The sequence below is a fragment of the Chryseobacterium sp. GW821-FHT04C04 genome (assembly GCF_059420365.1).
In genome coordinates this window covers 194322-220202 of record NZ_JBWKTO010000004.1, presented here as the reverse complement: position 1 = coordinate 220202, position 25881 = coordinate 194322, and the positions used below count along the sequence as shown (strand labels likewise).

Annotated in this window: 31 protein-coding genes; 6 read left to right on the top strand and 25 right to left on the bottom strand. The window is 37.0% G+C overall.

Annotation, left to right across the window (positions count from 1 at the left end):
* Nucleotides 1–21: 21 nt before the first annotated feature.
* From AC07UM_RS14405 to tpx, 24 genes are all read right to left on the bottom strand, one after another.
* The gene (locus AC07UM_RS14405; RefSeq protein WP_494683809.1) at nucleotides 22–975 is read right to left on the bottom strand and encodes a pepsin/retropepsin-like aspartic protease family protein; all 954 of its coding nucleotides are present in this window, start codon (nucleotides 973–975) and stop codon (nucleotides 22–24) included.
* Nucleotides 976–1127: 152 nt separating this feature from the next.
* Nucleotides 1128–3131 carry a S9 family peptidase gene (locus AC07UM_RS14400; RefSeq protein ID WP_494683808.1) on the bottom strand — a complete coding sequence of 668 codons (2004 nt, stop codon included), beginning with the start codon at nucleotides 3129–3131 and terminating at the stop codon, nucleotides 1128–1130.
* A gap of 172 nt (nucleotides 3132–3303) precedes the next feature.
* Nucleotides 3304–3762 carry a DoxX family protein gene (locus AC07UM_RS14395; protein ID WP_494683807.1) on the bottom strand — a complete coding sequence of 153 codons (459 nt, stop codon included), beginning with the start codon at nucleotides 3760–3762 and terminating at the stop codon, nucleotides 3304–3306.
* A 128-nt stretch (nucleotides 3763–3890) separates the two neighbouring features.
* Entirely contained in the window at nucleotides 3891–4349 is a 459-nt protein-coding gene (locus AC07UM_RS14390) for an SRPBCC family protein (RefSeq protein ID WP_494683806.1), read from the bottom strand.
* A gap of 54 nt (nucleotides 4350–4403) precedes the next feature.
* Nucleotides 4404–4832 carry an SRPBCC family protein gene (locus tag AC07UM_RS14385; RefSeq protein ID WP_494683805.1) on the bottom strand — a complete coding sequence of 143 codons (429 nt, stop codon included), beginning with the start codon at nucleotides 4830–4832 and terminating at the stop codon, nucleotides 4404–4406.
* Between the two features lie 80 nt (nucleotides 4833–4912).
* Nucleotides 4913–5746: an SDR family oxidoreductase gene (locus AC07UM_RS14380; RefSeq protein ID WP_494683804.1), complete on the bottom strand. Its 834-nt coding sequence runs from the start codon at nucleotides 5744–5746 to the stop codon at nucleotides 4913–4915.
* Nucleotides 5747–5794: 48 nt separating this feature from the next.
* Nucleotides 5795–6661 carry a VOC family protein gene (locus AC07UM_RS14375; protein WP_494683803.1) on the bottom strand — a complete coding sequence of 289 codons (867 nt, stop codon included), beginning with the start codon at nucleotides 6659–6661 and terminating at the stop codon, nucleotides 5795–5797.
* Nucleotides 6662–6785: 124 nt separating this feature from the next.
* On the bottom strand, nucleotides 6786–7025 hold the full coding sequence (locus AC07UM_RS14370) for a helix-hairpin-helix domain-containing protein (protein ID WP_494683802.1): 240 nt from the start codon (nucleotides 7023–7025) through the stop codon (nucleotides 6786–6788).
* A 36-nt stretch (nucleotides 7026–7061) separates the two neighbouring features.
* Nucleotides 7062–7475, bottom strand: coding sequence for an SRPBCC family protein (locus AC07UM_RS14365; protein WP_494683801.1), 414 nt, complete (start codon nucleotides 7473–7475; stop codon nucleotides 7062–7064).
* Between the two features lie 193 nt (nucleotides 7476–7668).
* A complete protein-coding gene (locus tag AC07UM_RS14360) occupies nucleotides 7669–8100 on the bottom strand; it encodes a VOC family protein (RefSeq protein WP_103233231.1) in 432 nt (143 codons plus the stop codon).
* Between the two features lie 155 nt (nucleotides 8101–8255).
* Entirely contained in the window at nucleotides 8256–9032 is a 777-nt protein-coding gene (locus AC07UM_RS14355) for an alpha/beta fold hydrolase (protein WP_494683800.1), read from the bottom strand.
* Between the two features lie 3 nt (nucleotides 9033–9035).
* A complete protein-coding gene (locus AC07UM_RS14350; RefSeq protein ID WP_494683799.1) occupies nucleotides 9036–9560 on the bottom strand; it encodes a DinB family protein in 525 nt (174 codons plus the stop codon).
* Between the two features lie 307 nt (nucleotides 9561–9867).
* A complete protein-coding gene (locus AC07UM_RS14345; protein WP_494683798.1) occupies nucleotides 9868–10329 on the bottom strand; it encodes a hypothetical protein in 462 nt (153 codons plus the stop codon).
* A 24-nt stretch (nucleotides 10330–10353) separates the two neighbouring features.
* The gene (locus AC07UM_RS14340) at nucleotides 10354–10764 is read right to left on the bottom strand and encodes a VOC family protein (protein WP_494683797.1); all 411 of its coding nucleotides are present in this window, start codon (nucleotides 10762–10764) and stop codon (nucleotides 10354–10356) included.
* A 23-nt stretch (nucleotides 10765–10787) separates the two neighbouring features.
* Nucleotides 10788–11195: a VOC family protein gene (locus tag AC07UM_RS14335; protein WP_494683796.1), complete on the bottom strand. Its 408-nt coding sequence runs from the start codon at nucleotides 11193–11195 to the stop codon at nucleotides 10788–10790.
* A 77-nt stretch (nucleotides 11196–11272) separates the two neighbouring features.
* Nucleotides 11273–11863: a Crp/Fnr family transcriptional regulator gene (locus tag AC07UM_RS14330; RefSeq protein WP_494683795.1), complete on the bottom strand. Its 591-nt coding sequence runs from the start codon at nucleotides 11861–11863 to the stop codon at nucleotides 11273–11275.
* 264 nt (nucleotides 11864–12127) lie between these two features.
* Nucleotides 12128–13339 (bottom strand): DUF763 domain-containing protein, encoded by a 1212-nt coding sequence (locus tag AC07UM_RS14325; protein WP_494683794.1) that lies wholly within the window; start codon nucleotides 13337–13339, stop codon nucleotides 12128–12130.
* An 84-nt stretch (nucleotides 13340–13423) separates the two neighbouring features.
* The gene (locus AC07UM_RS14320; RefSeq protein ID WP_494683793.1) at nucleotides 13424–14554 is read right to left on the bottom strand and encodes an FAD-dependent oxidoreductase; all 1131 of its coding nucleotides are present in this window, start codon (nucleotides 14552–14554) and stop codon (nucleotides 13424–13426) included.
* A 48-nt stretch (nucleotides 14555–14602) separates the two neighbouring features.
* Entirely contained in the window at nucleotides 14603–15436 is an 834-nt protein-coding gene (locus tag AC07UM_RS14315; RefSeq protein ID WP_494683792.1) for a DUF6597 domain-containing transcriptional factor, read from the bottom strand.
* Nucleotides 15437–15472: 36 nt separating this feature from the next.
* On the bottom strand, nucleotides 15473–15877 hold the full coding sequence (locus tag AC07UM_RS14310; RefSeq protein ID WP_494683791.1) for a glyoxalase superfamily protein: 405 nt from the start codon (nucleotides 15875–15877) through the stop codon (nucleotides 15473–15475).
* A 12-nt stretch (nucleotides 15878–15889) separates the two neighbouring features.
* Nucleotides 15890–16237 carry a VOC family protein gene (locus AC07UM_RS14305; protein WP_494683790.1) on the bottom strand — a complete coding sequence of 116 codons (348 nt, stop codon included), beginning with the start codon at nucleotides 16235–16237 and terminating at the stop codon, nucleotides 15890–15892.
* 86 nt (nucleotides 16238–16323) lie between these two features.
* Complete coding sequence (locus tag AC07UM_RS14300; RefSeq protein WP_494683789.1) at nucleotides 16324–17013, bottom strand: alpha/beta hydrolase; 690 nt, start codon at nucleotides 17011–17013, stop codon at nucleotides 16324–16326.
* A 71-nt stretch (nucleotides 17014–17084) separates the two neighbouring features.
* Complete coding sequence (locus AC07UM_RS14295) at nucleotides 17085–17660, bottom strand: Crp/Fnr family transcriptional regulator (protein ID WP_494683788.1); 576 nt, start codon at nucleotides 17658–17660, stop codon at nucleotides 17085–17087.
* An 80-nt stretch (nucleotides 17661–17740) separates the two neighbouring features.
* Nucleotides 17741–18241 carry a thiol peroxidase gene (gene tpx, locus AC07UM_RS14290; RefSeq protein ID WP_494683787.1) on the bottom strand — a complete coding sequence of 167 codons (501 nt, stop codon included), beginning with the start codon at nucleotides 18239–18241 and terminating at the stop codon, nucleotides 17741–17743.
* Nucleotides 18242–18599: 358 nt separating this feature from the next.
* Between tpx and AC07UM_RS14285 the strand changes: the two genes are divergently transcribed.
* Entirely contained in the window at nucleotides 18600–20819 is a 2220-nt protein-coding gene (locus tag AC07UM_RS14285) for an NADP-dependent isocitrate dehydrogenase (RefSeq protein WP_494683786.1), read from the top strand.
* Nucleotides 20820–20994: 175 nt separating this feature from the next.
* On the opposite strand, the gene AC07UM_RS14280 is transcribed toward AC07UM_RS14285, so the two are convergent.
* On the bottom strand, nucleotides 20995–21330 hold the full coding sequence (locus tag AC07UM_RS14280) for a winged helix-turn-helix transcriptional regulator (protein ID WP_494683785.1): 336 nt from the start codon (nucleotides 21328–21330) through the stop codon (nucleotides 20995–20997).
* A gap of 100 nt (nucleotides 21331–21430) precedes the next feature.
* On the opposite strand from AC07UM_RS14280, the gene AC07UM_RS14275 reads away from it, so the two are divergent.
* From AC07UM_RS14275 to AC07UM_RS14255, 5 genes are all read left to right on the top strand, one after another.
* Complete coding sequence (locus AC07UM_RS14275; RefSeq protein ID WP_494683784.1) at nucleotides 21431–22177, top strand: SDR family oxidoreductase; 747 nt, start codon at nucleotides 21431–21433, stop codon at nucleotides 22175–22177.
* A gap of 171 nt (nucleotides 22178–22348) precedes the next feature.
* The gene (locus tag AC07UM_RS14270) at nucleotides 22349–23329 is read left to right on the top strand and encodes a heme-binding domain-containing protein (protein WP_494683783.1); all 981 of its coding nucleotides are present in this window, start codon (nucleotides 22349–22351) and stop codon (nucleotides 23327–23329) included.
* Nucleotides 23326–23769, top strand: a complete 444-nt coding sequence (locus AC07UM_RS14265; RefSeq protein ID WP_494683782.1) for a hypothetical protein — start codon at nucleotides 23326–23328, stop codon at nucleotides 23767–23769. Before AC07UM_RS14270 ends, AC07UM_RS14265 begins: the two co-directional genes overlap by 4 nt.
* Nucleotides 23770–23909: 140 nt before the next feature.
* Nucleotides 23910–24923 (top strand): sensor histidine kinase, encoded by a 1014-nt coding sequence (locus tag AC07UM_RS14260; protein WP_494683781.1) that lies wholly within the window; start codon nucleotides 23910–23912, stop codon nucleotides 24921–24923.
* Complete coding sequence (locus tag AC07UM_RS14255; protein ID WP_494683780.1) at nucleotides 24904–25662, top strand: LytR/AlgR family response regulator transcription factor; 759 nt, start codon at nucleotides 24904–24906, stop codon at nucleotides 25660–25662. Before AC07UM_RS14260 ends, AC07UM_RS14255 begins: the two co-directional genes overlap by 20 nt.
* The last annotated feature ends 219 nt before the right edge of the window (nucleotides 25663–25881 follow it).

The following is a 25881-nucleotide window of genomic DNA, read 5'->3' as shown; positions in this document are numbered from 1 at the left end:
TCAATAGCAGTTTTTTGTTCATTACTCATAAATACGGATTTCTTTAGCTTTAAAATCGATCGTTGTTTTATAGGTCTTTAAGAATTCATACCCTAACAGACCATCGAGTTTTAACGTACTGCCCTGGTTGAGAGCAGTAAGCGTAGCATCTTCAAAAATAAAATTCAGCTTATTATATTCAACACCTCTTATGGTTATTTTTTTAACGCGTCCTTTCTTTGCCTTAACTTTTCCACCAATTCCGGTAAGGTCAGATTCTTTATATCTGATGATGGACTCTTTCAGTTCGGGAACATATTTTTCATAAAATAAATTGGCTGCAGCACCTGTATCCAGACCCATATTATACATCTTTCCATTAATTTCTATCTGAAGTACAGGAATATGCTTATACATTTCAAACGGAATTGTTGCAAGAAGCTTTCCATTTCGTTCTTTTTCCTGAGATAAGGATGTTTTTAATGTTCCGGTAATCTTTGATTTTTTGTAATCAAAGGTTAAAGCGTAATCATTAAATATACGATATCCTATTAATCCTAAAATCTTTCTCTTTGTAAGATGAGACATGGAAACAGAAAGTACATCTCCATCAGAAAGAGTAATTCCATACCAGTCGAATGATTGTATATGGGCAGTTCCTGATTTTTTTACCTTCCCTCCCACGCCTGAGGCATCACTTTTATTGGATGAATCGTAAACCATATTTTCTGCATCTGAATTCAATATAAGATCAGGAGCTCCACTGTCCAGTATGAATGTACCATTTTCTCCATTGAATTCTGCCTGTACATAAATGATTCCGTTATCTACTTCAAAGGGAATTTCAATACTTTCACGGGTATTGTCCTTTAAAGGAACTGAAAGTTTTAATGGTTTTTGAGCATTGATATTAACCTGTTCTCCAGCATTGCCCTGAGCTTTGGAATATGTTATCGTAATTGTCAGAAACAATAGTAAAAATAATCTGTGTATCATAATATCTTTTTTGATTCCACAAATTTCTGCAGAAAACATTTTTTTCTGAGTCATCATACCGTTATATAGTGTTAAATAATGTTATCACTACCTCTATAAACAGGAAACGGAAGGCAAAAGCCTTCCGTTTCCATCATTATAAAATTAATAGTTTATTTGTTAAAATTTTCTGCAAAGAATCCTAGCATTGATTTATAAAGTTCAATTCTGTTGGGTTCTTTTCCAAATCCGTGTCCTTCATCATATTTTACCATATAAGGAACTTCAAAACCTTTGGCACGCATCGCTTTTACAATCTGATCAGATTCATTGATATTCACCCTTGGGTCATTAGCTCCCTGTACTACAAATAATGGTTTCTTGATTTTGTCTATCTGGAACACTGGAGAAACCTCTTTAGCAATTTTAGCTTCTTCAGGATTATCAAGATCATACCAGATCTGTTTTACCATTTCTTTATAAGGTTTCCAATATTCCGGGAAGGAAGAAAAGAAAGTGAAAATATTGGAAACTCCAACATAATCTACTCCACAAGTATACAGATCCGGAGTTTTAATAAGTCCCATTAATGTTGCATATCCTCCATGACTTCCTCCATAGATGGCTATTTTATCTTTATCAACCCATCCCTGGCTGATTGCATATTTTACTCCATCTTCCACGTCATCCATCGCCTTTCTTCCGATTTGTTTATAACCTGATTTCTGGAATGATTTACCATAGCCTCCGGAAATCCTGAAATTGACCTGAAGGGTAGCATATCCACGACTCGCAAATAATTGCGCTTCAGGATTGAATCCCCAGCTGTCTCTGATCCCCTGAGGACCACCGTGAGGATTCACAATCATTGGAACTTTTTTGCCGTCCAATGCTGCTTTAGGCAGTGTGATATATCCATGAATAGTAACTCCGTCTCTGCTTTTGAATTCTATAGGTCTCATTTCAGCCATATCTTCTTCCTTCAGCTGAGGCATCAGGTTGTAAAGAAGTTTGGTCTGTTTCGTTTTTGTGTCATATTCATAATAGGTTCCATAAAGCTTATCACTTCCCACAACAACTAATAGCTTATCATTGTTATCATCTGAAGAAGCGATACCGAACTCTTTGCCCTCAAATTGAGATTTTAATTGGGCATCAATTTCTTTATAAAATTTACTTACCGGAATAGTCTCTCCTTTTGTTCCTTCATAGCTGATATAATCCAGTTCATAGTTTCTGTTTTTGCCAGCCGTGCTTATTGAGCTCACATCATATACAGGATTGGAATAAACCTCTTTGATCACTGCATTTTTCTTTAGATCATACAGGACGATTCTTGCCTTATCACTATCCAGATTGGTCACCACATACGCTTCATCTTTATTTTTAGAATTGTCATTAAAGCTGATGATTCCAAAGGTATCAGACCAGTCCGCAGATTTAATCAGGTTGAATTTCCCTGTCTGCAGATCTTTATAATATGTTTTTGTTGTCAGCCCGTTTTCCAGAACGCTGTAGCCTCTCAGATTTCCATCTTTATCAAAAATATAATCATCAATAGGACTGTTTACATCTTTATTTTCATACAACTGGGTAGTTTCTCCGGTAATATAGTTGATTTTAAAAGGTTCAAAGATTTGCTTATTGTTTTTATTCATGGTAACCACAACGAAGTCAGTATCTTTTACAGGAATAATAGAACCTACTTTAACTCCGTCAAAGGGTGTCAAATCCTTTTGGTTTCCTCCATCAATATCTGTAGCATACAAGTGAATATTTTCGTTTCCTCCTTTATCCTGAGTATAAAAAAGACGTTTTTTATTCAGCCAGCCGTAGCCTTTGATCAGATCGTCTTTTTCTACGATGGCTTTGGTAGCTTTTCCCGTACTTAAGTCTTTTACATAGACATGATTTTTTTTGTCCTGATCTTTTTCTTTATAAGAAAGATATTTCCCGTCAGGAGAGATTTTAAATCCTGAAGCTTTTGGTCTTGCAAAGTAATCTTCAACTTTGTAGGTAAAGTTTCCTTTATCATAAGAGATAAGTTTCTCAATATTAGCTTTGGAAGATGGTAAAGTAGGATCTCCAGGCAGCTTGGCTGTAGAACTTTGTGCGTTGATCATCATAGTAGATAGTACAATTATGGCTGTACCGAAAATTTTGTGATTTAGGTGCATAACTTCTGTTTTTAAGGTTAAAGTTATAGAAAGCACTTATTTTAAAACAATAAAAAATAAATGCACTTATACAATAAGACACCTTACCCCTATAAAACGTTACACTATTTTATCAATTAAATAAAAAAATATGATTTTATTAAAAAAGACAGCCTTAAAGACTGTCTTTTACTTAGTGTAAATAAATTCCAAAATACCAGGTCCAGACTATTAAAATAATCTGCATGGGTATCCTTTGATAATAAAGATATTTCATCCCAGGACCTGTATAATCTGCTTTAAAAATATTAATCTTTTTTCTGGAAGAATTGATATTGGCAATAAAAACCAATACATAAAAAATGATCAGTAAAATTGCTGTTATTTCACGAATGGCCGGAATCATAAGACCAATTCCTGCTGCAATTTCAAGGACTCCTGTAGAATATACCCAAAACATTTTTGCAGGCATAAGATCAGGAATCATCATCGCCATTCCCTTCTGAAATTTAAAATGTGAAAAACCTGTAAACACAATAAAGACTGCCATTCCCAGATTGCCTGAAAATATAAAATCTGGTTTCCCCTGAAATAAAAAAGTTCCCAGCAACGCCAGAATACATGTTACGAAAAGAATTACTAATAGTTTCATATTTTTTAGGTGAGAGATAATAGGTGATAGGTAGCAGGAATACGGGATTAAAATATAAAACTTAAGACTATGATTAGATCATCATCAACTCTCAACTTTAAACTCTAAACCTTAAATTCTAAACTTCATTATACTGAATCAAGGCTTACTCCTTCAGCGAGGCTTTTCACGACCATCAGACCTTTTGTAAAACCTGTGTTCATATGATCTTCCCATTGTTTTTCAACCTGAACTTCGGCATGAAGTTTTGTTTTTCCTCCAAAATCGATCAAAAAATATTTTTCAAAGCTTCCGTTCCACTCCATTACTTCTTTGCTTTGGGTATCCTCTGTTCCATTTTTATCTACCATTCCCAAATGCTTGAAAACAATCTGATTGGGTTCTTCCAGACTGTCTATGGTTGAAACCATTCCTTCACCATGAGCATTCAGAAAATAGGTTTTGCCACCTACCTTCCAGTCGGATTTCATGACAGATCCGGCACCGAAATACCGGGTCCATTCACTATATGTTTCAGGGCTCCAGAGAATGTCCCAGACTTTCTGTAAGGGAGCATCAATTATTGTTTCGTATGATAAGGTTTCCATATTTTATATTTTAATGATTGGTTAGAATATTTCATAAACCTCCTTCATGTATGACTACAGCTGATTTTCCGATAAGTGCTTAACAATAAGCATCGCTTTCGGGAATTTCTCTTCAAAAAATTCTTTAAACTCTGCAGGAGTCTGAATTTCTGTTTTCAGTAATGTTCCTTCTTCGTTCTCCTCAAGAAAATAAGCTTCTGTTGCCTCCCCCCAATCCTGAGCAACTTCAATGCCTTCATAAATTTCACCAAGATGCAAAAATTTTATTTCTTCATTAGGAATTACTTTCTCTACCCGGCTGTACATTCCGTTGTTTTTGGGATCCAGGAATTTAACGATACTTTTCTCTTCAAGAGCCCCTTCATAAAAAGAACCCTCTGTAAAAGCTGTTGTCCATTGCCTGTAAGTAATATCTGACCAAAGCACACTCCATACTTTTTCAGGTTCGGCATTAATTTCTATTTCGTATGATAATTTTTCCATATATTTTTTTAAGTTTTAGGTTGCTGGTGATTGGGTTGGAGAGTGAGAGATTTATTGTACAATCACTCCTAACTTCTTTTCTATCCTCCGACAAAATCACCACCGTTGATGTGAATTATTTCTCCTGTAATATAACTTGCATCCTTAGAAGCAAGAAAAACATAAGCGGGCGCCACTTCTGAAGGTTGTCCTGCTCTCTTCAGCGGAGTATCTTTTCCAAACCTGGAGAGGTCTTCGAAAGCTTCTTTCACAAGTGGAGTCCATATAGGTCCCGGTGCTATTCCGTTGACCAGAATTTCCTTTTCAGCAAGGTTATCTGCCAATGAGCGGATAAAAGATAAGACCGCTCCTTTGGTCGCAGCATAATCAATTAAATGATCACTTCCGCGATAAGCGGTGACAGAAGTTGTACAGATGATCCGTCCTCCTTTTCCTATCAGCGGAAGAAAATTTCTGGTGACAGAAATCATAGAAAGGATATTGGTATCAAACGTTTCCTGAATCTGTTCATCAGAGATTTTCTCCAGACTGTTTTTTGAGGTATGAATTCCTGCATTATTAACAAGGATATCAAGGTTCTTCCACTCTGTTTTAATCTTTTCTGCGCATTTGGTTCTGAAAGCCTTTCGGGTAAGGTCTCCTTTTATCAAAAGACATTTCTGACCTTCCTTTTCAACAAGGCTTTTAGTTTCTTTGGCATCTTTGTCACTTTCTTTATAGATAATGGCAAGGTCTGCCCCTTCTCTGGCGAAATGAATGGCTACAGCCTGTCCGATACCGCTGTCTCCTCCGGAAATAACTGCTTTTTTACCCAGCAGCTTCCGGCTTCCCTTATAATCGTTCCGGATAATTTCCGGAAACAACCCTTCTTTAGGGACTTTTGACTTAGATTTTGACTTGTTCTGTGTTTTCATAAGCAAATCTCTTCTCTAAATCATATCAAACAATACGCCGAAAATAAATTAAGAATGATAAGCATCTTCCAAATCCTGAATGATGATTTTCTGCATTTTCATCATTGCCTGAACTACTTTATAAGCTTTTTCCTGATCGGAGTCGTTCATTAGCTGAATGAGTCTTTTAGGTACAATCTGCCAGCTCATTCCATATTGATCTTTTAACCAGCCACACATACTTTCTCTGCCTCCATCTGCCGTCAGGGTATTCCAATAATGATCAGTCTGCTGCTGGTCATCCGTCATTACAACCAATGATATTCCTTCATTAAAATCAAACTGATGATCATAAGAATTATCCATACAGAATAAGCTGTAATTGTCAATAACAAAATGAGCATGCTGAATATTTTCTGCCGGTTCCGGTATATCATGCCCTTCACTTCCTGCTCCATAGGTCAATATATTTCCTATGCTTGAGTTGGGAAAAGTCCGCGTATACAGCTCTATTGCTTCTTTTGCTTTTCCATTGTTCTGATGGATAAACATCAAAGTAGGAATTATTTTCTGATCACTTGCTTTCTCTCCCAAAAACAGCTGCCACGTTACACCGTATTTATCCTGAACCCATCCGTACTTTTTGCTCCAGGAATAAGAACCCAGTTCCATCAGGGCCATACCGCCATCCAGTAACTGGTCCCAGTATTTCTGAACCTCATCTTCTGTCTCACAGATCACCATGAAAGAGATGGAAGCATTTTTTTTAAATTCCGGACCTCCGTTCAGAAGCATCAGCCTCTGTCCGAACAGGTCAACATTCATCACTACAGGGGTATCTGCTGTAATTTCGCCTCCAAAAACTTTACAATAAAATTCAGCAGACTGCTTAGCGTCTCCGTCATACCAGAGACATGGGAAAATATCTTTATTCATAATTTTACATTTTATTAGGGTATTCTATTTTTTCAAAAAACATAGAGCAAGCGAAATTGTATGCTTTTGCACTTAAAAAAAGTCGTTTTTATCTGCAAAAGCATACAATTTCGTTTATATAGTATTATACTTCCTTAAAGCCTACCTGATTTTCTTTCATATAGTTCTTCAGTTTTACCATCGTATTTTTCCCGAAACCATGAAGCTGCATAATTTCTTTTTCAGAATAATCTGATAGTTTTTCTAAAGAATTTATTTTTTCTTTTTCTAAAGCTCTTCTTGCAGGTATTGCAATAACCCCATGAAGAAATTCTTCTTGAGGGTCATAATTAAAAGTATAAATGAAATTTAAACTCTTTGACATGATAACTAAATTGATCATGGCTACAAAAAAATATAGTTAATGATTCTCTACATATTTGTGGAAGTTGTTAAGAATGGCATACCAGCCATCTCGCTGCATTTCCACGGAATTTTGCTTTTCGGGCTCGAAAATCTCAATGACTTTCGTTGTATTTTCATCTATTTTATCGAAAACGACTTCTACTTTACGTCCGTCTTCTATATGATATCTGATCATTTCATGAGGAATAATTTCATCATATACTCCTTCAAAATCAAATCCGAAGCTTTTGTCTTTAGCTTCCATTCTGGTCTTGAATTTACCACCTACCTTAAGGTCATTTTCAGAACTAGGGCACTGCCAGCTTTCGTGAGCGAAATTCCATTTTGTAATATGTTTTGGCTCATTGAAATAATTCCAAACCTTTTCAACCGGTGCTAAAATTGTAATGTCTATTTTAATTGGATCCATAGTTCTATTTTTTTAAAGTTTAAATAAAGAGCTGCAGCTGTCTCAAAAGTCAAAAAATTGGGTTTCTGTTATTCTGACGAAGCAAGAATATTACTGATTCCCAAACATATGGGATTCTCCACTCCATTTCATTTCTATCAGAATGACACTTTTGAGACAGCTTCATCTCTTTTATCATTAGTTAAATATAGGATTATTTTGCATATTCTTCATTATAGTTCACCATCCAATGAACACCATATTTATCCTGAAAGCATCCGAAATAGTCTCCCCAAAACTGATCTTCAATCGGCATTTCTACATTTCCGCCATCAGAAAGTTCTTTGAAAAGTCTGTCTGCTTCGTTTCTGGAATCAGGGAAAATAGAAACATAATTGTTGTTCCCTACGGTAAGGGTCTGCCCAAATCCGGGTACAATATCAGATGCCATTAAAAGGTCACCCCCAATAGGCAGTGCGATGTGCATTACTCTGTTTTTTTCTTCTTCTGAGAGGTTTTCGGTGCCTGGAGCATTTCCCATTTTATGAATTCCTCCGACGAATTCACCTCCAAAAATAGTTTTGTAAAAATTGAACGCTTCTTCAGCTGTTCCGTCAAAATTCAGATACGGATTTAATTTAGCCATGATTTTTAATTTTAAAGTTATTATTATAAAATAAAGGTTCTACTATTGGTCCATTAAGGATTGATTAATTTACTATGAATAGTAAGCAGAGTTTTAATTTAAAGGCGTATCGATTATTATGATTTACCTTCCCTCAACATACTATTTTAAAGGTCTTAATGGTTTAAAAATTTTTCTACTTCTTTGACTGTAAAGTCTATTAAATTTTCATCAATACTTCCGTCAAAGTCAGGCATCATATATACGCCATGAGTTCCGGGAAGGATCATTAATCGTGAGTCTTTCACCAAACGCCACATCGCTGCTGCGTGCTCCGGTTTCATAACGTCTCTATCTCCACTGATAAATAATGCAGGCGATTGTATGGAAGCCAGCACTTCATCATTCCAATCTTCAAAAGTCTGCATCCTTCTGCAGTCTTTCTCAAAAAGGTTTTCCAGCTTTGAAAAGTCCGGGTTGAGGTTTAAAAAATTAATTTTGAAAGGCTCCGGCATAGATTCAAATGTAGCTTCCTGCATTCCTTCAAAAAATCCGTCTATCATTCCGTTTCTTTTATAAAATGCTGAGGCAACAACCAGTTTTTCTACGATTCCCGGATGGCGATGAGCAACCTGCATCACCGTATTTCCACCGTTGCTGAATCCCCAGAACGAGGCTTTTTGAATGTTGAGCTCTGCCAAAAGTCCGGCAACATCATCCGCATCCTGTTCAAATGTTTCAGGAATATCACGATGCTCACTTCGCCCGTGATTTTGCAGATCGATTCCTATTAACTGAAAGCTATTCTTCAGTCTTACAATAACCTCTTCAAAATCGTACAGCATAGAAGAACCTCCTCCATGAATCAGAACCAAAGGTTTTCCAGATCCATAGATTTCATAATACAATTGGATTCCGTTGACTTTCTTATAGCCTTTTTCTACTGGATTCATCGGTTAATACGTAAGGTTTTCATCCACATCATACTTCATTCCCGGATAGTTTAAAATTCTGCGCATCAAGCCTATCTGTCCGCACAGGTAGTCTTCACGGCCGATGCACATTCCTGCAAAATTGAGTTTTGTTTCTTTAACGAAGGGGATATTCATTCCTATTTCAAATATTTCGTCCAGTTCTTCATCAGTTACTTCAAACAGTTTCTGGTATACTTTTGCGGAGATTGCATGAAAATTCTCCTTCAGTTCTGTTAAAGTTGGATATTGAAAGCTTTCATCCAAAGCTTTTCCCTGAAAAAACAAGTCACTGTAAGGGTCTTCATCCCGAAGTCCAAGTACCCAGCCCAAACCATAACGCATGTTGACAAAGTTTCCGGCCATCCAGACAATATGATTGGTTTTATTTTCAATTCTTTTCAAAGCGTCTTCTTCCGAGATGCCTTCCAAAACATTCATAAAGCTTTGGGAATGCATTCTGTAAGCCGGAATAATGACTTCCATTTTTTTTGATTTTGGTGTGTCCATTTTTTAATTAGAGATTAGAAGTTAGATATTAGATATTAGAGGGTTGGAGAAACGCAAAGGCGCAAGGTATTTTACAAACTGTACGTTTTTAAGGCGCAAAGATTTTATCTCCGATAAAATTGTACTCATCTAAAAGATAGTGCTAATATTTCAATCGTGTACTTGCCATTCCGAGCAAAGCAAAGACTCTCAACTTTGTGTTGAAAATGATTCTCACACAGATTGTACAGATGATTATTTATGATTCTACTGTATCTGTTGTCACAGATCGCTATGAAAATTAGTCTGAAAATTTTAAGTGCCCGATTTATTTTATGGCGCCTGGTTTTCCTAAAATTCTGCGGAGATAACCCAGCTGTCCGCTATGGTAAATTTCATGAAGACTTAGGGTTGATATGTCTTTAATCATTTCGGGCTGAAAACTTTCAATCGTATTGAGTTTTGCTTCCAATCTGTCCTGAGATTGTTTTAAATACGATTTTAAATCTTCGAAGTTGATTAATTTATCTTTGTGATCTAAAGCAATTTCACCTCTGTTGTAAAATGAAAATTTTTCGCTGTCCCAAACAGATTCTTCTCCAAGAATATTCAATAAGGGATTTCTTATATGAATCAAATGTCCAAGAATCCAGTTCATACAATTAGCTTCACCATTGGGAAAAATCATAGATTCTTCATGGGAAATGCCATCGATATTCGAAGTAATCACATAATAGGTACTGGCTACCTGATTTTTTATGATTTCTATATCGTTTGATTGTGTTTCCATGTGATGCGTATTTATAATAACAAATTATTCTACAGGCATTTGGGAAGCATCCCCATGCATAACTTCCCACTGATGGCCGTTGATGTCTGCAAAACTGCTTTGATACATCCATCCGTAATCTACAGGCTCACCATATTTTGATCCTCCGTTTTCAATAGCAGTTTTTACCATATGATCTACTTCTTCACGACTGTTTACTCCGATGGCAAGGAGTACCTGTGTAGTATCTCCTTTGGCAAAAGGTCTGTTGGTAAATGTCTGGAAAAAATCTTCTTTAAGAAACATAGTATAGATATGATCTTTTTTCATCACTACACATATTGCCTTATCATTTGAAAACTGTTCATTGATAGAAAAGCCAAGCTCCGTCCAGAATGCTCTGGTCTTTTGAACGTCTTTTACTGGTAAATTGACGTAAATATCATTAATATTCATTTTGTAATTTTTAGTGGTGTATTTTATTCTGTTGGCATTTGAGACATATCGGCAAAAGTGATATTCCAGCCATGCCCATCCAAATCCCAGAAAGAGTTCTGGTACATCCATCCGTAATCCTGAGGTTCTTCGTGCTGCCATGCTCCATTTTCTACTGCAATATTTACTACCTGATCAACTTCTTCACGGCTATTGAGACCTACTGCTACAAGAACCTGACTGGTATTCTCTTTGGCAACAGGTTTATTGGTAAAGGTCATAAAATATTCTTCCTGCAGAAACATCACATAGATGGTATCATTCAACACAACGCAGGTTGCTTTATCATCAGAGAATTGTTCATTGATTGGAAAACCTACCTTCGTCCAGAATTCTTTTGTTTTCTGCACATCTTTTACCGGAAGGTTCACATAGATTTGATTGACTTTCATTTTTTGTAATTTTAGTGTTAAACTGTTATCCAAAATTACCAAGGTGTAATGAAAATCTACTTGTCATAAGGCAAGATTTAATTTTTCTTAGGATGGGAAACGATTTCTTTACGAATACGGCTCAGAGAAGTGTCTGTCACTCCCAGGTAGGAAGCAATTTGTTTTAAGGGAGCAAATTGTATGACTTTAGATTTCTGTTCCAGGAGATTAAGGTATCTTCTGGTTGCTGAAAGGGTAAACATTTCTACAGAACGCTGTTTATAGGCAAAAAGTTCCTGGGACATCCAGGATCTCCCCCATTCTCTGAGGTTAGGGATTTTATGGAATAATTCCTGAAAGGTGTCATAATCCAGCCTCCAGCATTCACAGTCTGTAATACAAACGATATTTTCCTGGGACGGAACCCGTTGAAACATTGATAAAACTTCGATAATGACTTCATTTTCGGTAAAAAAATGGGTGGTTACTTCATTTCCGTTGAAATCATTAACGTAAGAACGTGCCAATCCGCTTTCGAGAATATAATATTCATTGGCTGTTTTTCCTTCTTCAAGAATAAAATCACCTTTTTGGAATGATGTTTTTTCATGAGCCTGAAATATTTCAGCAAGTTCTTCAGGGAAAAAGAAAGGAAAATCGTAACATATTTCCAGGGCTTGATTCGTCATTTGGTCAATTTTTTTTAAGTTTTTAAAAATAAAATTTTTAATTGAATTAAAGATAAAAAATATTAAACAAAGTTATTTAAGTATTCATAAAAGGTTATCTATGACACTGAAATAATAGATACTTGAAAGCAGATGAAATTTAAACAGTTATTTGAACACATTGACCACCCCGTCAAAATTTTTTTGAATTTCCGCCACCCCTCCAAAGGATGGGAATGGTGAAACATTTATTTGACATCACCAGAACGTTAGGAGATAGAAAGCTTAGAATAGTGAAAGCTGTATGGATTTTGGAGGATTGGGTTTCTGAGCATCTCCAAACACTGTTTTTCCACCAAAACGCCAGGAGTTTTGTCTTTCTTCTTCAATGACTTCCTGAATATCAAAATCCGGAGTAAAATCTTTTTCTGCTGTAGCTACGATCTGGTGAAGCTTATTCAAAGAATTCAATTTATCAGAATTTCCCAGTTTGGATTTTTCTATTCCTTTTCTGAGAATACTGATACTTTCATCATAGGTTTTGGTAGGAACCGGGAAAGGATGACCGTCTTTACCTCCATGCGCAAAGGAAAATCTAGCCGGATCTGCAAATCTGGATGGTGCTCCGTGAATAACTTCACTTACCAAAGCTAAGGACTGCATGGTTCTGGGTCCCACCCCTTCCAGCATCAGTAAATCTTCAAAATTCTGAGGCTGCTGCTCACGGGTGACATATAAAAGCGCTCCCAATCTTTTCAGATCTACGTCAGAAGCCTGAACATCATGATGGGCAGGAAGAATCAGTCTTGCAAAATCCTTCATGACATCTACTGAATCGGTATGAGAAATATCCAGAATTCCTTTTCTGTTGTCTGAAGCATGGGTATCAGTAAGATTGAGAATTCGTCCTCTTGAAATCCCATTAATTCCTGTATGCGGTTTTTCTATAAATGATGTGATATTTTCAGAATGCCAGTGATACCGTCTTGCTGTTCCGTCTGATTCATGCATGCCCTGCTGAATGACACTCCAGTTTCCATTATCTGAAAGAATGAAATTGTGCAGGTATAATTGATAACCATCCTGTATGGCAGTATTATCAACCTTTGCAGAAAGCTTGCTGGCTCTTACCAGGTCTGTTCCGTTCAGTCCGGTTTTATCTGCAATCCGGATCAGTTCTGACGGGGTTTCCCTGGAAAGTTTACCTTTTCCGCCACAGATATAAATTCCCAAAGATTGTGAATTGGGATTAATAGAACGTTTCAAAGCTCCCATAACGGAAGTGGTAATTCCCGAAGAATGCCAATCCATTCCCATCACTGCTCCAAAACTCTGAAACCAGAAAGGATCTGCCAGCCGGCGCAATACTTCGTCTTTACCGTAATCCATGAGAATGACTTCAATAATGGAAAGTCCGAGCACAGACATACGCTCATACAGCCACGGCGGTACTTTGCCGTAGTGAAGAGGTAGATCTGCTGTTCCTGAACGTTTCATTCTATTATTAAAATGTAAAGGTAAGTTTTATTCATCTTACTATTTGATGATCCGGATCATTAATTGCCCCTTTAGAATCATCAACTATTGGATAAGACTTGTAAAAGAAAAGTTGACGTCGCGCATCTCCAGTTCATTTTTACCAGATTCGAGTTGTGCTTCTTTGGCATAGACAAACATCTTTTTTTCGTATGCGCCAATAGCTTCGGATAGGGTTGAATATTCTCCATCCGTTAAATTTTCTGATAAAATTAAAGCATCCCTCAGCCCGCTATTCACTCCCTGCCCTGCAAAAGGCGGCATGAGATGTGCGGCATCTCCAATAAGTGTTACCGGCAGAGAACGGTTATTTTTCCAGGGTTTGTCTAATGGAATTCTTCGTGTTGGCAGCCCTACAAAAAAGGAAGTTGAACGAAATAACTGCTGGTAACGCTTACTCCATGAAGAAAGTCTTTCGGAAAGAAACTGACGGACCTCTTCTGTATTTTTAAAATCCAAAGTACAGCCATCCTTCCATTCTTCAGGTTTTTTAAATATAACTCCATAAGTCAAAGCTCCATTATTATATGGATTGGCTACCAATAAATTGCCTTCAAAAGCCGCCATTGGTCTTTTTCCATCACACCATTCAAAAAATTCGGGACATACTTTTTCAGGCTCCGGAATATCTCCCTGAATAATAAACGTTCCGGTTTCTTCCACCTCAGCATCTGTTACGTATTTTCTTACTCTGGACATTCCTCCATTAGCACCAATCACCAGATCGGCAGTCACATCAGGCTTATCTTCAAAATGAAGCAGCCATTTGCCATCACTTTCATCCATCCCGGTAAAATTCATATCCCAGATTACTGTATGATCTTCCAGACTGCCAAGCAGCATTTCTCTCAAATGATTTCTGTTGATTTCCGGATTGTCGTATTGATTTTCGGGTGTAATTTTCTTTGTAAACAGTATATTACCTTGCTTATCAGTAATATTGATTCCCATAGGCAATGCGGCAGCGTAATATCGATCAAGAAGTCCAGCTTTTTTCATGGCTTTCTGTCCTGATTGCTGATGAAGATCCAATGTGCCGCCCCAAACCCTTGTCTGCGCATTCAGATCTCTCTCATAGACATTTACTTCAACGCCTTTCTGCTGTAACAAAACTGCCATGGTTAAACCCACCGGACCTGCTCCGATAATGGCTATTTTTTTATGCTTAAGTGTCATAATTTTTGATGTATTTATTATGTCACAAAATTCAGGAATGCAATTGTATCAGGCTTGTACAAATGCGACAAAATCATTGTTTACAATTTGCTTCCTTTTTCTGGCCTCATGGGCAAAAACAGCGGGTGTTGTACCACTATACCGCTTAAATTCTCTGCTTAAATGCGATTGATCCGTATATCCAAATTCTTGCGCCAGAGCAGCAATATGAGTTTCCGGAGCATGCCATAATCGATTTCTTATCTGTTCAAAACGCATAATTCCGGATACATCTTTTACAGTGTGACCGGAAGATTGTTTAAACTTTCTTTCTAATGTCCGAACTGTTGTATGAGCCGACTCAGCTATCTGATTCACGGGAATAGCTCCATAGTTTTTCCTCATGGCTGCTCCTGCTTTGAAGAGTAGACTGTCCACTGTAATGAGTGCGTGTAATTTCAGAAAATATTGCGCTATCTGAGAAATGGCTTCTTCTACCTTCCCTTGGGTAATGAGGTCTTTTAATACAAAATGAAGCTCTGCCACAGGATGCTCGAATGTATGGACTCCGTTTTCGGTTTTTTCTGAGGATAATCCCAACAACTCAAAAACAGCCCATGGAAAACATCTTACCCCAATAATTTCCAATTGGTTTTGAGCATAAAAAACAGCAGGCTGATTGAGCAGCCCCATCATAAACGGAGAAGGCAAAGCCTGAATAGTCCCATCATGTACAATACTGCATCCACTGCCAAAATGAAAGATAATTTCAGCATAACCATCCGGCAGTACTGTAAATTCGGACGGTTTTTCTCCGTAATCTCTTCTGTTATACCAAAAGCATTGTATGGTATCCCGAAGTTCTTCCGGAGGTGCAAATTCCTGATGTATATTTAAAAACATTGTATAATCGAAATAAGTTATATCATTTGAAAAAAATTAATCATGCGAATAGAATTCAAGATTTTTATGCTTTACTTCATCAAATTCTTCTTCGAATGTAATTTTATTTCCAAAAGGATCAATTACTGTAAAAGATACGGCTCCATAGAACGTTTTTTCAAGTCCGGGGCGGTTGTATTTGTATTTTTTATCAATCAGTTCTTTATGATATTGAGGAACACCTTCTCCCCAGATTGAGACTCTTGTTCCCGGTGTTCCGTCTCCGTGATGTTCACTTAAATGGAAAATGATGTTTTCTCTTTTCACTTCCATGTAAACGGGGGTATTTTCATCAAAATAATGTTCCCAAACGATCTCAAATCCCAGCCAGTCTACATAAAATTCTTTTGTTTTCTGATAGTCGAAGATTCTTAATACAGGAATAATTCTTTCTGCTTTCATTGTACAATGTATTTATTGGTGAGAGAGTATATTGATCAGTTTTTGAAACGGGTCTTTAACAAAAAACCGGCGAACGCCCCACTCTTCATCAGTGAGTTCGTAGGTGATTTCAAAACCTGCATTTTTCATTTTGCGATATATTTCATCTACATTATCTACTTCAATGGAAAGATCCGGAACTTCGGTATCATTTCCTCCCTGCCCGGCAAAGCTGATCTGAACTTTTGTTTCTTCATCATTCCCCAAAGTTTTGATCCAACCATGATCCATCAAAACATCCAGTTCCAGGATATCCTGATAAAAAATGTTTGCTTTCGTGAGGTTTTCTGTTTTGATATTGGCTACAATTCTCTTGACCATTTTGTAATCGTTTTTCATTAAAAAAAGCCTTGTGAAATTACGTAAAATTTCACAAGGCTTAATCAATTATTGTGTTGTTTATTGTATTAAATGGAAGCTGCCGCTTCTAAAATCAATTGAGTAACTTCTTCTGGATGTGATGCTAATGAAGCGTGTCCCGCATCCAAAGAGATTATTTTCTTAGGCTCAAGACGTTCTGCCATTTCTTTTTCAGTTTCTGCAGGGATCATGCGGTCCTGCAATGAGATCTGATACCAACTTGGGCGAGTTTTCCAGGCAGGTTCTCCCGCTACATCTCCAAAACATTGACCGTGAATAGGTTTTTGTGACAACGACATCACTAATGCTTTTTCATCATCTAAATCCTGACAGAAAGCGGATTTAAATTCATCGTATTTAATCCATAAAAAGCCTTTATTATCAGGATAAATACTTGCTCCACCCGGCGACTCACGCCTTCCTAAAAGAGAGCCCAGACTGTCTCCTGCATCAGGTGCAAAAGCAGCAATATAAACCAGTCCTGCTACTTTGTCATGATGTCCTGCGCCTGAAATAACAGCACCTCCATAAGAATGTCCTACTAAAAGTACTTTTCCGTCCTGGGCATCAATAAGATCTTTAGTCTTATTAATATCGTCCTGCAGCGATGTTAATGGGTTCTGGACACTTCTTACTTTATAGCCCGCTTTTGTAAGTGAAGGGATAATGTATTGCCAGTGCGATCCGTCTCCCCATGCTCCGTGTACCAAAATAATGGTTAATTCTTTTTGTTCCATAATAATTGTGTTAAGGTTTGTTTGATGATGATAAAGCTACGGTTTAAAATATCAGTGGACGTTAACTTAAGTTAATTAACAATCCTGCTTCTTATCCGACTGAGTGACTGCTCTGTTACTCCGAGATAACTGGCAATGTGTTTCTGTGCTATTTTCTGAAAAAGTGCAGGCTGTTTTTTGACAAGATTGAGATATCTGCTTTCAGGGGAAAAGCACAACAAATCATCAATCCGTTTTTTGGCATCCAGATAAATCTTTTCACTCATCATTCTCCCGAATTGCTGCCAATAGGCTTCCTTTTTGTATAAATCCTGCAGATGATCTTTACTCAGCAGTAAAATTTCACAGTTTTCGAGCGCCTGGATGTTCATATTGGATACGGTATCACAAAGAATGCTTTCATAATCGGTAAAAAATTCATTTTCAAAATAGAATCCAAAATTGATTTCGCGTCCCTGATCATTGATATAGAAAGACCTGATTGTTCCTTTTTTAACAAAGCCCAGATATTTACATTTTTCTCCCTGTTTCAGAAAAAAATCAGATTTTAGGAGCCTGGTATCGTGAAGAAGATCATAGAATTCTTCAAAATGTTCTTCATCTACCTGAAAAAATCCTCCATATTTCTTGTAATTATCTTGTAACATTGGTGTTATTGATTCGTTTTTATATTCAAAAAAAGCCTTGCAAAATTGACTTTACAAGGCTTTTACAAAAATTATTTCAATTATTTCAATGCAGCAAGTGCAGCATCATAATTAGGTTCGTTGGCAATTTCTGAAACCTGCTCAGTGTAAACTACTTTATTGTTTTCGTCTGTAACAATTACTGCACGGCTTAATAAACCTTTCAAAGGAGAATCTGTGATAGTCACTTCATAGTCATCTCCAAAGCTGCTTCTGAAGTCTGAAAGGGTTTCTACATTATTCAATCCTTCAGCTGCACAGAATCTTCCTAATGCAAAAGGAAGGTCTTTTGAAACATTGATCACTACTGTATTGTCAAGATTTGAAGCCTCTTCGTTGAATTTTCTGGAAGAAGCAGCACAAGTAGGAGTATCAATGCTTGGGAAAATATTGAATACTTTTTTCTTTCCTGCAAAAGTTTCAAGTGTTTTTACCGCTAATCCTGAATCTACCAATGCAAAGTCTTTTACAGAGCTCCCTACAGCTGGTAATGTTCCTATTGTGTGTACTTCGTTTCCTTTTAAAGTGATTGTCGTGGACATAATATTTATTTTTTTAGTTCTTCAAATTTAATCAAAAAAGAAAATTTTTCCTGTCTTATAAAGGTTAAATTAATCTTAAAGTAAAAATAAAAGTCTTTCGCCTGATAATCAGTTTTCCGAACAAAATTTTTTCCATACCAACAGCCTGAAAAAACGAAGATTGCTATGAAGAAAAGCGCAGCCTATGAAAATTATAAAATTGTTTTCCAATAAATGTAAACAGAACCCGAGCATAAATTATACAGATATACAATTAAAGATTCAAAAGCCTCTATTTTTTATGGAAATATCCTAAATAAAACAATGATATTTACTAAATTTGTGGGACTTAAAATTTCAAATAAAAAATAACAGTATAATGTCAGAAAAATCAAAAATCTATTACACACTTACTGATGAAGCTCCAATGCTGGCTACTCACTCGTTTTTACCAATTGTAAAAGCTTTTACAAAATCAGCAAATATCGAAATCGCAGTACCAGATATTTCTTTGGCAGGAAGAATTCTAGCAAACTTCCCTGAGTTTTTAAAAGATGACCAGAAAATTGGTGATGCTTTATCAGAACTAGGCCAACTGGCTACTCAACCTGACGCTAATATCATTAAGTTACCTAACATTTCTGCTTCTGTGCCTCAATTGGATGCCGCTATTGCTGAACTACAAGGTAAAGGTTTTGCAGTTCCCAACTATCCTGCAGAACCTAAAAATGACGAGGAAAAAGCAATCAAAGCTAAATATGCTAAAGTATTAGGAAGTGCTGTAAACCCTGTATTAAGAGAAGGAAACTCTGACAGACGTGCTCCAAAAGCTGTTAAAAACTATGCAAAAGCTAATCCTCACAGAATGGGTAACTGGGCATCTGACAGCAAAACTGACGTAGCGCACATGAACAATGGTGATTTCTACGGTACAGAAAATTCTACTACATTAGAAAACGCTGCAAAATACAGAATCGTATTTAAAGGAAACGACGGTTCTGAATCTGTATTAAAAGACTTCGCTGGTCTTCAGGCTGGTGAGGTAATTGATTCTTCTGTAATGAACTTAAATGCTTTAAGAGTATTTGTTCAGGAAGCCATCGAAGAAGCTAAGAAAAGAAATGTACTTCTTTCTGCTCACCTTAAAGCGACCATGATGAAAATCTCTGATCCAATCATTTTCGGGGCTATTGTTGAGACTTTCTTCAAAGAAGTATTTACTAAATATGCTGAGACTTTCAAGTCTTTAGACGTCAATCCAAATAACGGTCTTGCTGATCTTTTCGATAAAATCAAAGGAAATGCTCAGGAAGCTGACATCAAAGCTGATATTGAAGCTGCTTTGGCAAACGGACCTAGAGTGGCAATGGTAAATTCTGACAAAGGAATTACAAACTTCCACGTACCTTCTGATATCATCGTTGATGCATCTATGGCTGCTCTTGTAAGAGGCGGAGGTAAAATGTGGAACAAAGAAGGAAACGAAGAAGATACAGTTTGTATCATTCCAGACCGTTCTTATGCAGGTTTCTATCAGTCTGTAATCGACGATATGAAGGCGCATGGAAAACTGGATCCTACCACTATGGGATCTGTTCCAAACGTAGGTTTAATGGCTCAGAAAGCTGAAGAATATGGTTCTCACGATAAAACTTTCCAATTGTCTGCTGACGGAACTGTAGAAGTTCAGGACGAGGCTGGAAACGTTCTTCTTTCTCAAAAAGTAGAAAAAGACGATATCTTCAGAATGTGTCAGACTAAAGATGCTCCTATTCAGGACTGGGTAAAACTAGCGGTAAACAGATCAAGATTATCTGAGACACCAGCTATCTTCTGGCTAGACAAAGGAAGAGCTCACGACAGAGAAATCATCAAAAAAGTAGAGAAATATCTTGCTGATCACGATACAACAGGTCTTGACATCAGAATTCTTGATGTAAAAGATGCGATGACTGAAACGCTGAAGAGAGCAAGAGAAGGTAAAGACACTATCTCTGTTTCAGGAAACGTATTGAGAGATTACCTAACGGATCTTTTCCCAATCCTTGAGCTTGGTACTTCTGCAAAAATGCTTTCTATCGTTCCATTAATGAACGGTGGTGGTTTATTTGAAACAGGTGCCGGAGGTTCTGCTCCAAAACACGTTGAGCAGTTCCTTGAAGAAGGATATTTAAGATGGGATTCTCTAGGTGAATTCTTAGCACTTCAGGCTTCTTTAGAGCATTTAGCACAGACTCAGGGGAATACAAAATCTCAGGTTTTAGCTGATGCACTGGATGAAGCAAATGCTAAATTCTTAGCTACAGATAAATCTCCTGCAAGAAAAGTAGGTCAGATTGACAACAGAGGTTCTCACTTCTATTTAGCAATGTACTGGGCTGAAGCGTTAGCTAACCAGACTGCTGATGCTGAATTAGCTTCTAAGTTTGCTCCTATTGCTCAGGCAATGCAGGAAAACGAAGAAGTAATCAATGCAGAATTAATTGGTGCTCAGGGTAAACCTCAAAACATTGAAGGGTACTATAAAACTGATACGTATAAAACGTATGCAGCGATGAGACCAAGCACTGTTTTAAACGAAATCATTGACGGAATTTAATTGTTCGTTTTGATATAAATTAAAAGCTCCTTTTTTAAGGGGCTTTTTTTGTGACCATAATCTCCGTGTTAAAACCACCCCGGCAAAAGGAAGGGAATGTTGAGCACATACTTATTCACCAAGATTAAGCATCCCTAGTCCCTAATCCCTGCAACCTAATATCTGCAACCTCTCACTACCTATCCTCCACAATCACTCTTCTATGCTCTCTACCCCAATTGATCATTTCCTGAATAATATTTCCAAAGGTTCGGCAATATTCTGTGGGTTCATATTCTATTAAAACAGGAGTTTCCGGATAAACATTTCTTTTAACAAGTTTATTCAGCTCCATATCTTTTAATTCCTTTGAAAGCATTCTGGTGGTGATTCCGGGAATACTGCGTTCAATTTCCCTGAAACGTCTGTTCCCATTACAAAGTGAATTGATCACCGGAATTCTCCATTTCCCTCCAATAAAATAAAGGGTATCCTGTAAGGCTCTAAGCTCTTCTGTTTGATCTCTTTCCATACTTGTAAAGTTAAGTGATATCATTCGTTATACTGATATACTCTGTGATACTGGTTACAAAAGTATACCATTTTGAAATAACTTTGTCAAAAATTTTACAATGAAAAAATTAACCCATAAACTGGCTATTGTAACAGGCGGAAACAGCGGAATCGGATTCGCTGCAGCAAAAGAACTTATTTCAGAAGGAGCAACCGTAATCATCACCGGAAGACGAAAAGAAGCTGTAGAAAAGGCAGCAGAAGAATTGGGAGCAATTCCCTTTGTAGCAGATCAGGCAAATCTTGATGACATTGATTTACTAAAGCAAGAAGTTGAAAATCAACACGGAAAGGTTGACATTTTATTTATCAACGCAGGAATTACGGGCGGATTGATTCCTATTGAAAATATGGACGTCGAAAATTTTGATCAGGTGATGAACATTAATTTCAGAGGCGCTTATTTTACTTTAAACAAATTCATCCCCTTACTGAATGATGGAGCTTCTGTAATATTCTTATCTTCTATTGTAGCATCTACTTATAAGCCCAACAGTTCTGTTTATCAGGCAAGCAAAGCGGCTTTGAACTCTATTGCAAAAACCGCAGCAGCTGAATTAGCTCCAAGAAAAATAAGAGTGAATATGATAAGTCCTGGTCCTATAAAAACAGAGATTATGAATAAAGCCGGCTTAGATGAAAAAACGTTGGAAGGAATTAATGAATGGATGATTAATACAATCCCTCTAAAAAAAATAGGAACAGCAGAAGACGTTGCAAAATTGGTTGTTCATTTTTCTGATGATACTATTTCAAGCTATATGACCGGCACTGAGATTATCATAGATGGTGGTATGATTTTGTAAACTATAATTTCAATATATCCCGGTAACATAATTACCGGGATTTTTCTTGTGTGTTTTCGGAGCCAAAAATTCCGGATTCACCTTTTAATTTGTCTGTCTTATCCTGTTTCCCATTTCACAGCATAGGCTGCCTGCCTACTTTTGGTCCAGAAAATAAAAACAATACTCATTATGAATACCGTAAAGAAAAAGAGAAACTCCATTGCAATAGTCTTTCTGGCTATATTAGGAATCTTCGGAGGGTTGCAGCTATTCAGTAAACCTTTAGAAGGAAAACCGGTTACAGGAAAATTTGAAGCACCAAGGGAAGTGATCAGTATTCTTGAAAACTCATGTTTCAGCTGTCATTCTAACCAGCAAAATCTAAACTGGTATGATAAAATTGCTCCTGTTTCCTGGGCTGTGAACAAAGACATCAAAAGAGCCAGAGAAGTTCTTAATTTTTCGGAGTGGGAAAAGTACTCCCCAGCCGAACATCAGGGAAAGATGTATGCTATTCTCAATATGATACAGAGTGAGAAAATGCCTCTCCATGAATATACGCTTCTGCACCCTTCCGCTAAGATTACAGCACAAGATATTGAAACCATTAAAAAGTATACTCTTTCATTATCCTCTGTAAGCCCATCAGCTCAACATAAGATGGAACCTCATTCATTCTCCACCGCTCCCATTCCTACTCCGGCAAAACATCAGGTGTCTCCCAATGGAGTTCAATACACTCCTGATTTCAAAAACTGGAAAGTGATTAGCATGAGTACGCTGTTTGACAACTCTATCCGTGTTATCTATGGAAATGATATTGCTGTAAAAGCCGTGGAAACAGAAAATTTTCATCCATGGCCAGACGGAAGTATTGTGGTAAAATCTGTATGGAAACAACAGGAACTGCCTGGCGGAGAGATCAGACCGGGAAAATTCATCAATGCACAGTTTATGGTAAAAGATGCCCAGCAATATAAAGATACTGAGGGCTGGGGATTTGCAAAATTCTCAGGAGATGAACTGCATCCAACTGGAAAAACAGCGTCTTTCGCCAAAGAATCATGCATTGCCTGCCACAGACAATTAGCAGAAAAAACAGGCTATCTGTTTGATGTTCCTATGAAAGTAAATACCCAAAGATTAATCCAAAATTTACAGAAAAAATGAAAAATACAATCTTCATCTTATTGGTAAGCCTTGTTTCCCTTACCGCCTGCAGCAAAGAGAACAATAATAAAGACAATGAACTTGTGAGAGCTGTTTTTGACCCGGGGAATCTTAAATTCATTTCAACATCTTTATATCCTAAGAAAGAGACTATGTCCGCTTTATATGGAAATGAAAAAGCGCTGGAATCTTTATCCAAAGAAAGTAAGGCACCGGAAGCTGGTGCTGTGATGAAACTGGTTACCTGGCGCTATCATGATAATCCTCAATATATTGGCGGAACCATCACTGGAGAATTAATAAGTATTGAAACTGTTCAGGCGGATACTACTGGAAATGTTTCTTATGATGTTAAAAATGATCAGTCTAATGCGGCTCCACCCGACAAAGAAGAAAGAATCCGGTATTTCATGAGTTACACCCCTGTCAGCAGACCGTAAAAGACAACCTCAGGTCTACTTTTTATAAATGTTTGATAAACCCAATGAATAGTGAATGCGAACAATAGTTTCCCTTTACTATTTATCATAATATTTTCAATAAAAAACATTAATTTAACCTTTTCAAATCAGCAGATTTCATGCAACAGCAAAAAATAAAAATCTCACAGGTCATTATCTGGATAAGCTCCATTTTTCTGGGTCTTTTATCTTCCGTACCTCAGCTTGCTTCTCATGAGTTCAACTGGAAAGAAGCAGTGGTCAACTCAGGGATTACGGCAGCATTTTCTGTTATCATGTGGTATATCAATATTTATATGCTGAACCGTACAGAAAAACGAAGACAGCATATATCGTATTCAAGATTGATGGTGGTGCTCGCTTTTGGTATGGTGATCATGTTTGGGCTGGCATGGATTCAGCAGCTTATTCTTTCTCATATCAATTTCGGGCCGGTTATGCTGATGATTGAAGTAAGGGGTATTTTAATCAATCTGGTGTGCTATATGTTCCTGCATCTGCTTCAGAATAATTATACAGGCCAGCAGGTACAGCTTGAACTGGAAAAGGTAAAAAGTGATAATCTGGGCGCCCAATATGAATTGTTAAAGCAACAGATCAATCCACACTTTCTTTTCAACAGTCTGAATACGTTAAAACTAATGGCAGAAACCCGTGATGAAGAAACGGTTGATTTTATTGTAAAACTTTCTGATTTTTACAGATTTACCCTCGAAAGCAGAAAACTAGACCTGATCAGTGTTCAGGAAGAAATGAAAATAGTAGACGCCTATCTTTTTCTTCAGAAAGCCCGTTTTGGAGAAGGCATTAAGTTTACCAATGAGCTTGGAAAAGAAATTGGTCAAACCCTCATCCCTCCTTTTACCCTTCAGCTTCTGGTAGAAAACTGCATCAAGCACAATATCGTTTCGCAGAGTAAGCCTTTGCATATTAAAATCTATAACGCTGACGCTAAAATTATCATTGAAAATCCTATACAGCGAAAAGTAAACATTGAAGATTCTCTGGGTGTAGGACTTGACAACATCAAAATGCGTTACAGGCATTTACTGGAAAAGGAGGTGACTATCTATTCAGACGAAAAAACTTTTCAGATAAAACTACCATTAATCTATGAATATCATCATCATTGAAGACGAATTCAGGGCTGCAAAATCCCTTCAGAATTTAATTTTAGATTTAAAACCGAACTCAAAGATATTGGGCGTTTACGACAGTATTGAAACTAGTATTGAAGGATTGAGTACGATCAAACCTGATCTTATTTTTATGGATATCCAGCTTTCGGACGGTCTTTCATTTGAGATTTTCAAATCGGTGGACATTTCTTGCCCTGTGGTGTTCTGTACCGCCTTTGATCAATATACGCTGGACGCTTTTAAAAGCAAAGGCGTTGATTATGTTTTAAAACCATTTTCCAAAGAAGATATTGCAGAAGCCCTGAGAAAGGTTGATGAACTAAAAAAATTCTTTCAGAAAAGTGACCTTCCGGATCTGGAATCACTTATACAGAAAATCAATCAGCCTGCCGGAAAGAGTAATTTTCTCGTTTTTAAAAATCAGAAATATACTACAGTCCTCACTGAAGATATTGCTTATTTTTATATCCATAATGAAATAACCCATCTGGTAACATTTGGCAAACAGCAGTTTTCCCTTACCCAGCCTTTGGGACAGGTTGCGGAACAAGTTTCTGACAAACAATTCTTTAGAGTCAACCGTCAATATCTTGTTAATTTTAAAGCAATTAAAGAGATGGAATATTATTTTCAGCGTAAAATATTGGTAAAACTCACTGTAGAAACTCCCGAAAAACTTCTTATTAATAAAGAGAAGACGCATAGTTTTTTTGCCTGGCTGGAAAACAGATAGAGGAGTAAGGAAGCTACAGGATGGATGCTGGAAGTACTTGAAACCATTCCAACACATAATATACTTTTTAAAATAAATTATAACCCTGATTGATATGGTCAGGGTTATCTTTTGTTTTTATTTGATGTGTTTCAATTTTTAAGTTCTACCCTGTTTATTTTATCTTTCAATATAAAAAAATATAAAATATTATTCCTTTTTTGCACTCCAGAAACTCCC

What these genes read in the sequence shown, in the direction of transcription:
- AC07UM_RS14280 (WP_494683785.1), bottom strand. Translation starts at nt 21,330, where the DNA reads ATGGAAAGAGATCAAACAGAAGAGCTTAGAGCCTTACAGGATACCCTT.
- AC07UM_RS14355 (WP_494683800.1), bottom strand. Translation starts at nt 9,032, where the DNA reads ATGAATCCAGTAGAAAAAGGCTATAAGAAAGTCAACGGAATCCAATTG.
- AC07UM_RS14395 (WP_494683807.1), bottom strand. Translation starts at nt 3,762, where the DNA reads ATGAAACTATTAGTAATTCTTTTCGTAACATGTATTCTGGCGTTGCTG.
- tpx (WP_494683787.1), bottom strand. Translation starts at nt 18,241, where the DNA reads ATGTCCACGACAATCACTTTAAAAGGAAACGAAGTACACACAATAGGA.
- AC07UM_RS14350 (WP_494683799.1), bottom strand. Translation starts at nt 9,560, where the DNA reads ATGGACACACCAAAATCAAAAAAAATGGAAGTCATTATTCCGGCTTAC.
- AC07UM_RS14335 (WP_494683796.1), bottom strand. Translation starts at nt 11,195, where the DNA reads ATGAAAGTCAATCAAATCTATGTGAACCTTCCGGTAAAAGATGTGCAG.
- AC07UM_RS14270 (WP_494683783.1), top strand. Translation starts at nt 22,349, where the DNA reads ATGAATACCGTAAAGAAAAAGAGAAACTCCATTGCAATAGTCTTTCTG.
- AC07UM_RS14360 (WP_103233231.1), bottom strand. Translation starts at nt 8,100, where the DNA reads ATGGCTAAATTAAATCCGTATCTGAATTTTGACGGAACAGCTGAAGAA.
- AC07UM_RS14310 (WP_494683791.1), bottom strand. Translation starts at nt 15,877, where the DNA reads ATGAAAGCAGAAAGAATTATTCCTGTATTAAGAATCTTCGACTATCAG.
- AC07UM_RS14285 (WP_494683786.1), top strand. Translation starts at nt 18,600, where the DNA reads ATGTCAGAAAAATCAAAAATCTATTACACACTTACTGATGAAGCTCCA.
- AC07UM_RS14295 (WP_494683788.1), bottom strand. Translation starts at nt 17,660, where the DNA reads ATGTTACAAGATAATTACAAGAAATATGGAGGATTTTTTCAGGTAGAT.
- AC07UM_RS14275 (WP_494683784.1), top strand. Translation starts at nt 21,431, where the DNA reads ATGAAAAAATTAACCCATAAACTGGCTATTGTAACAGGCGGAAACAGC.
- AC07UM_RS14405 (WP_494683809.1), bottom strand. Translation starts at nt 975, where the DNA reads ATGATACACAGATTATTTTTACTATTGTTTCTGACAATTACGATAACA.
- AC07UM_RS14320 (WP_494683793.1), bottom strand. Translation starts at nt 14,554, where the DNA reads ATGACACTTAAGCATAAAAAAATAGCCATTATCGGAGCAGGTCCGGTG.
- AC07UM_RS14265 (WP_494683782.1), top strand. Translation starts at nt 23,326, where the DNA reads ATGAAAAATACAATCTTCATCTTATTGGTAAGCCTTGTTTCCCTTACC.
- AC07UM_RS14365 (WP_494683801.1), bottom strand. Translation starts at nt 7,475, where the DNA reads ATGGATCCAATTAAAATAGACATTACAATTTTAGCACCGGTTGAAAAG.
- AC07UM_RS14385 (WP_494683805.1), bottom strand. Translation starts at nt 4,832, where the DNA reads ATGGAAAAATTATCATACGAAATAGAAATTAATGCCGAACCTGAAAAA.
- AC07UM_RS14390 (WP_494683806.1), bottom strand. Translation starts at nt 4,349, where the DNA reads ATGGAAACCTTATCATACGAAACAATAATTGATGCTCCCTTACAGAAA.
- AC07UM_RS14260 (WP_494683781.1), top strand. Translation starts at nt 23,910, where the DNA reads ATGCAACAGCAAAAAATAAAAATCTCACAGGTCATTATCTGGATAAGC.
- AC07UM_RS14370 (WP_494683802.1), bottom strand. Translation starts at nt 7,025, where the DNA reads ATGTCAAAGAGTTTAAATTTCATTTATACTTTTAATTATGACCCTCAA.
- AC07UM_RS14375 (WP_494683803.1), bottom strand. Translation starts at nt 6,661, where the DNA reads ATGAATAAAGATATTTTCCCATGTCTCTGGTATGACGGAGACGCTAAG.
- AC07UM_RS14305 (WP_494683790.1), bottom strand. Translation starts at nt 16,237, where the DNA reads ATGGTCAAGAGAATTGTAGCCAATATCAAAACAGAAAACCTCACGAAA.
- AC07UM_RS14340 (WP_494683797.1), bottom strand. Translation starts at nt 10,764, where the DNA reads ATGAATATTAATGATATTTACGTCAATTTACCAGTAAAAGACGTTCAA.
- AC07UM_RS14380 (WP_494683804.1), bottom strand. Translation starts at nt 5,746, where the DNA reads ATGAAAACACAGAACAAGTCAAAATCTAAGTCAAAAGTCCCTAAAGAA.
- AC07UM_RS14400 (WP_494683808.1), bottom strand. Translation starts at nt 3,131, where the DNA reads ATGCACCTAAATCACAAAATTTTCGGTACAGCCATAATTGTACTATCT.
- AC07UM_RS14300 (WP_494683789.1), bottom strand. Translation starts at nt 17,013, where the DNA reads ATGGAACAAAAAGAATTAACCATTATTTTGGTACACGGAGCATGGGGA.
- AC07UM_RS14330 (WP_494683795.1), bottom strand. Translation starts at nt 11,863, where the DNA reads ATGACGAATCAAGCCCTGGAAATATGTTACGATTTTCCTTTCTTTTTC.
- AC07UM_RS14345 (WP_494683798.1), bottom strand. Translation starts at nt 10,329, where the DNA reads ATGGAAACACAATCAAACGATATAGAAATCATAAAAAATCAGGTAGCC.
- AC07UM_RS14315 (WP_494683792.1), bottom strand. Translation starts at nt 15,436, where the DNA reads ATGTTTTTAAATATACATCAGGAATTTGCACCTCCGGAAGAACTTCGG.
- AC07UM_RS14255 (WP_494683780.1), top strand. Translation starts at nt 24,904, where the DNA reads ATGAATATCATCATCATTGAAGACGAATTCAGGGCTGCAAAATCCCTT.
- AC07UM_RS14325 (WP_494683794.1), bottom strand. Translation starts at nt 13,339, where the DNA reads ATGAAACGTTCAGGAACAGCAGATCTACCTCTTCACTACGGCAAAGTA.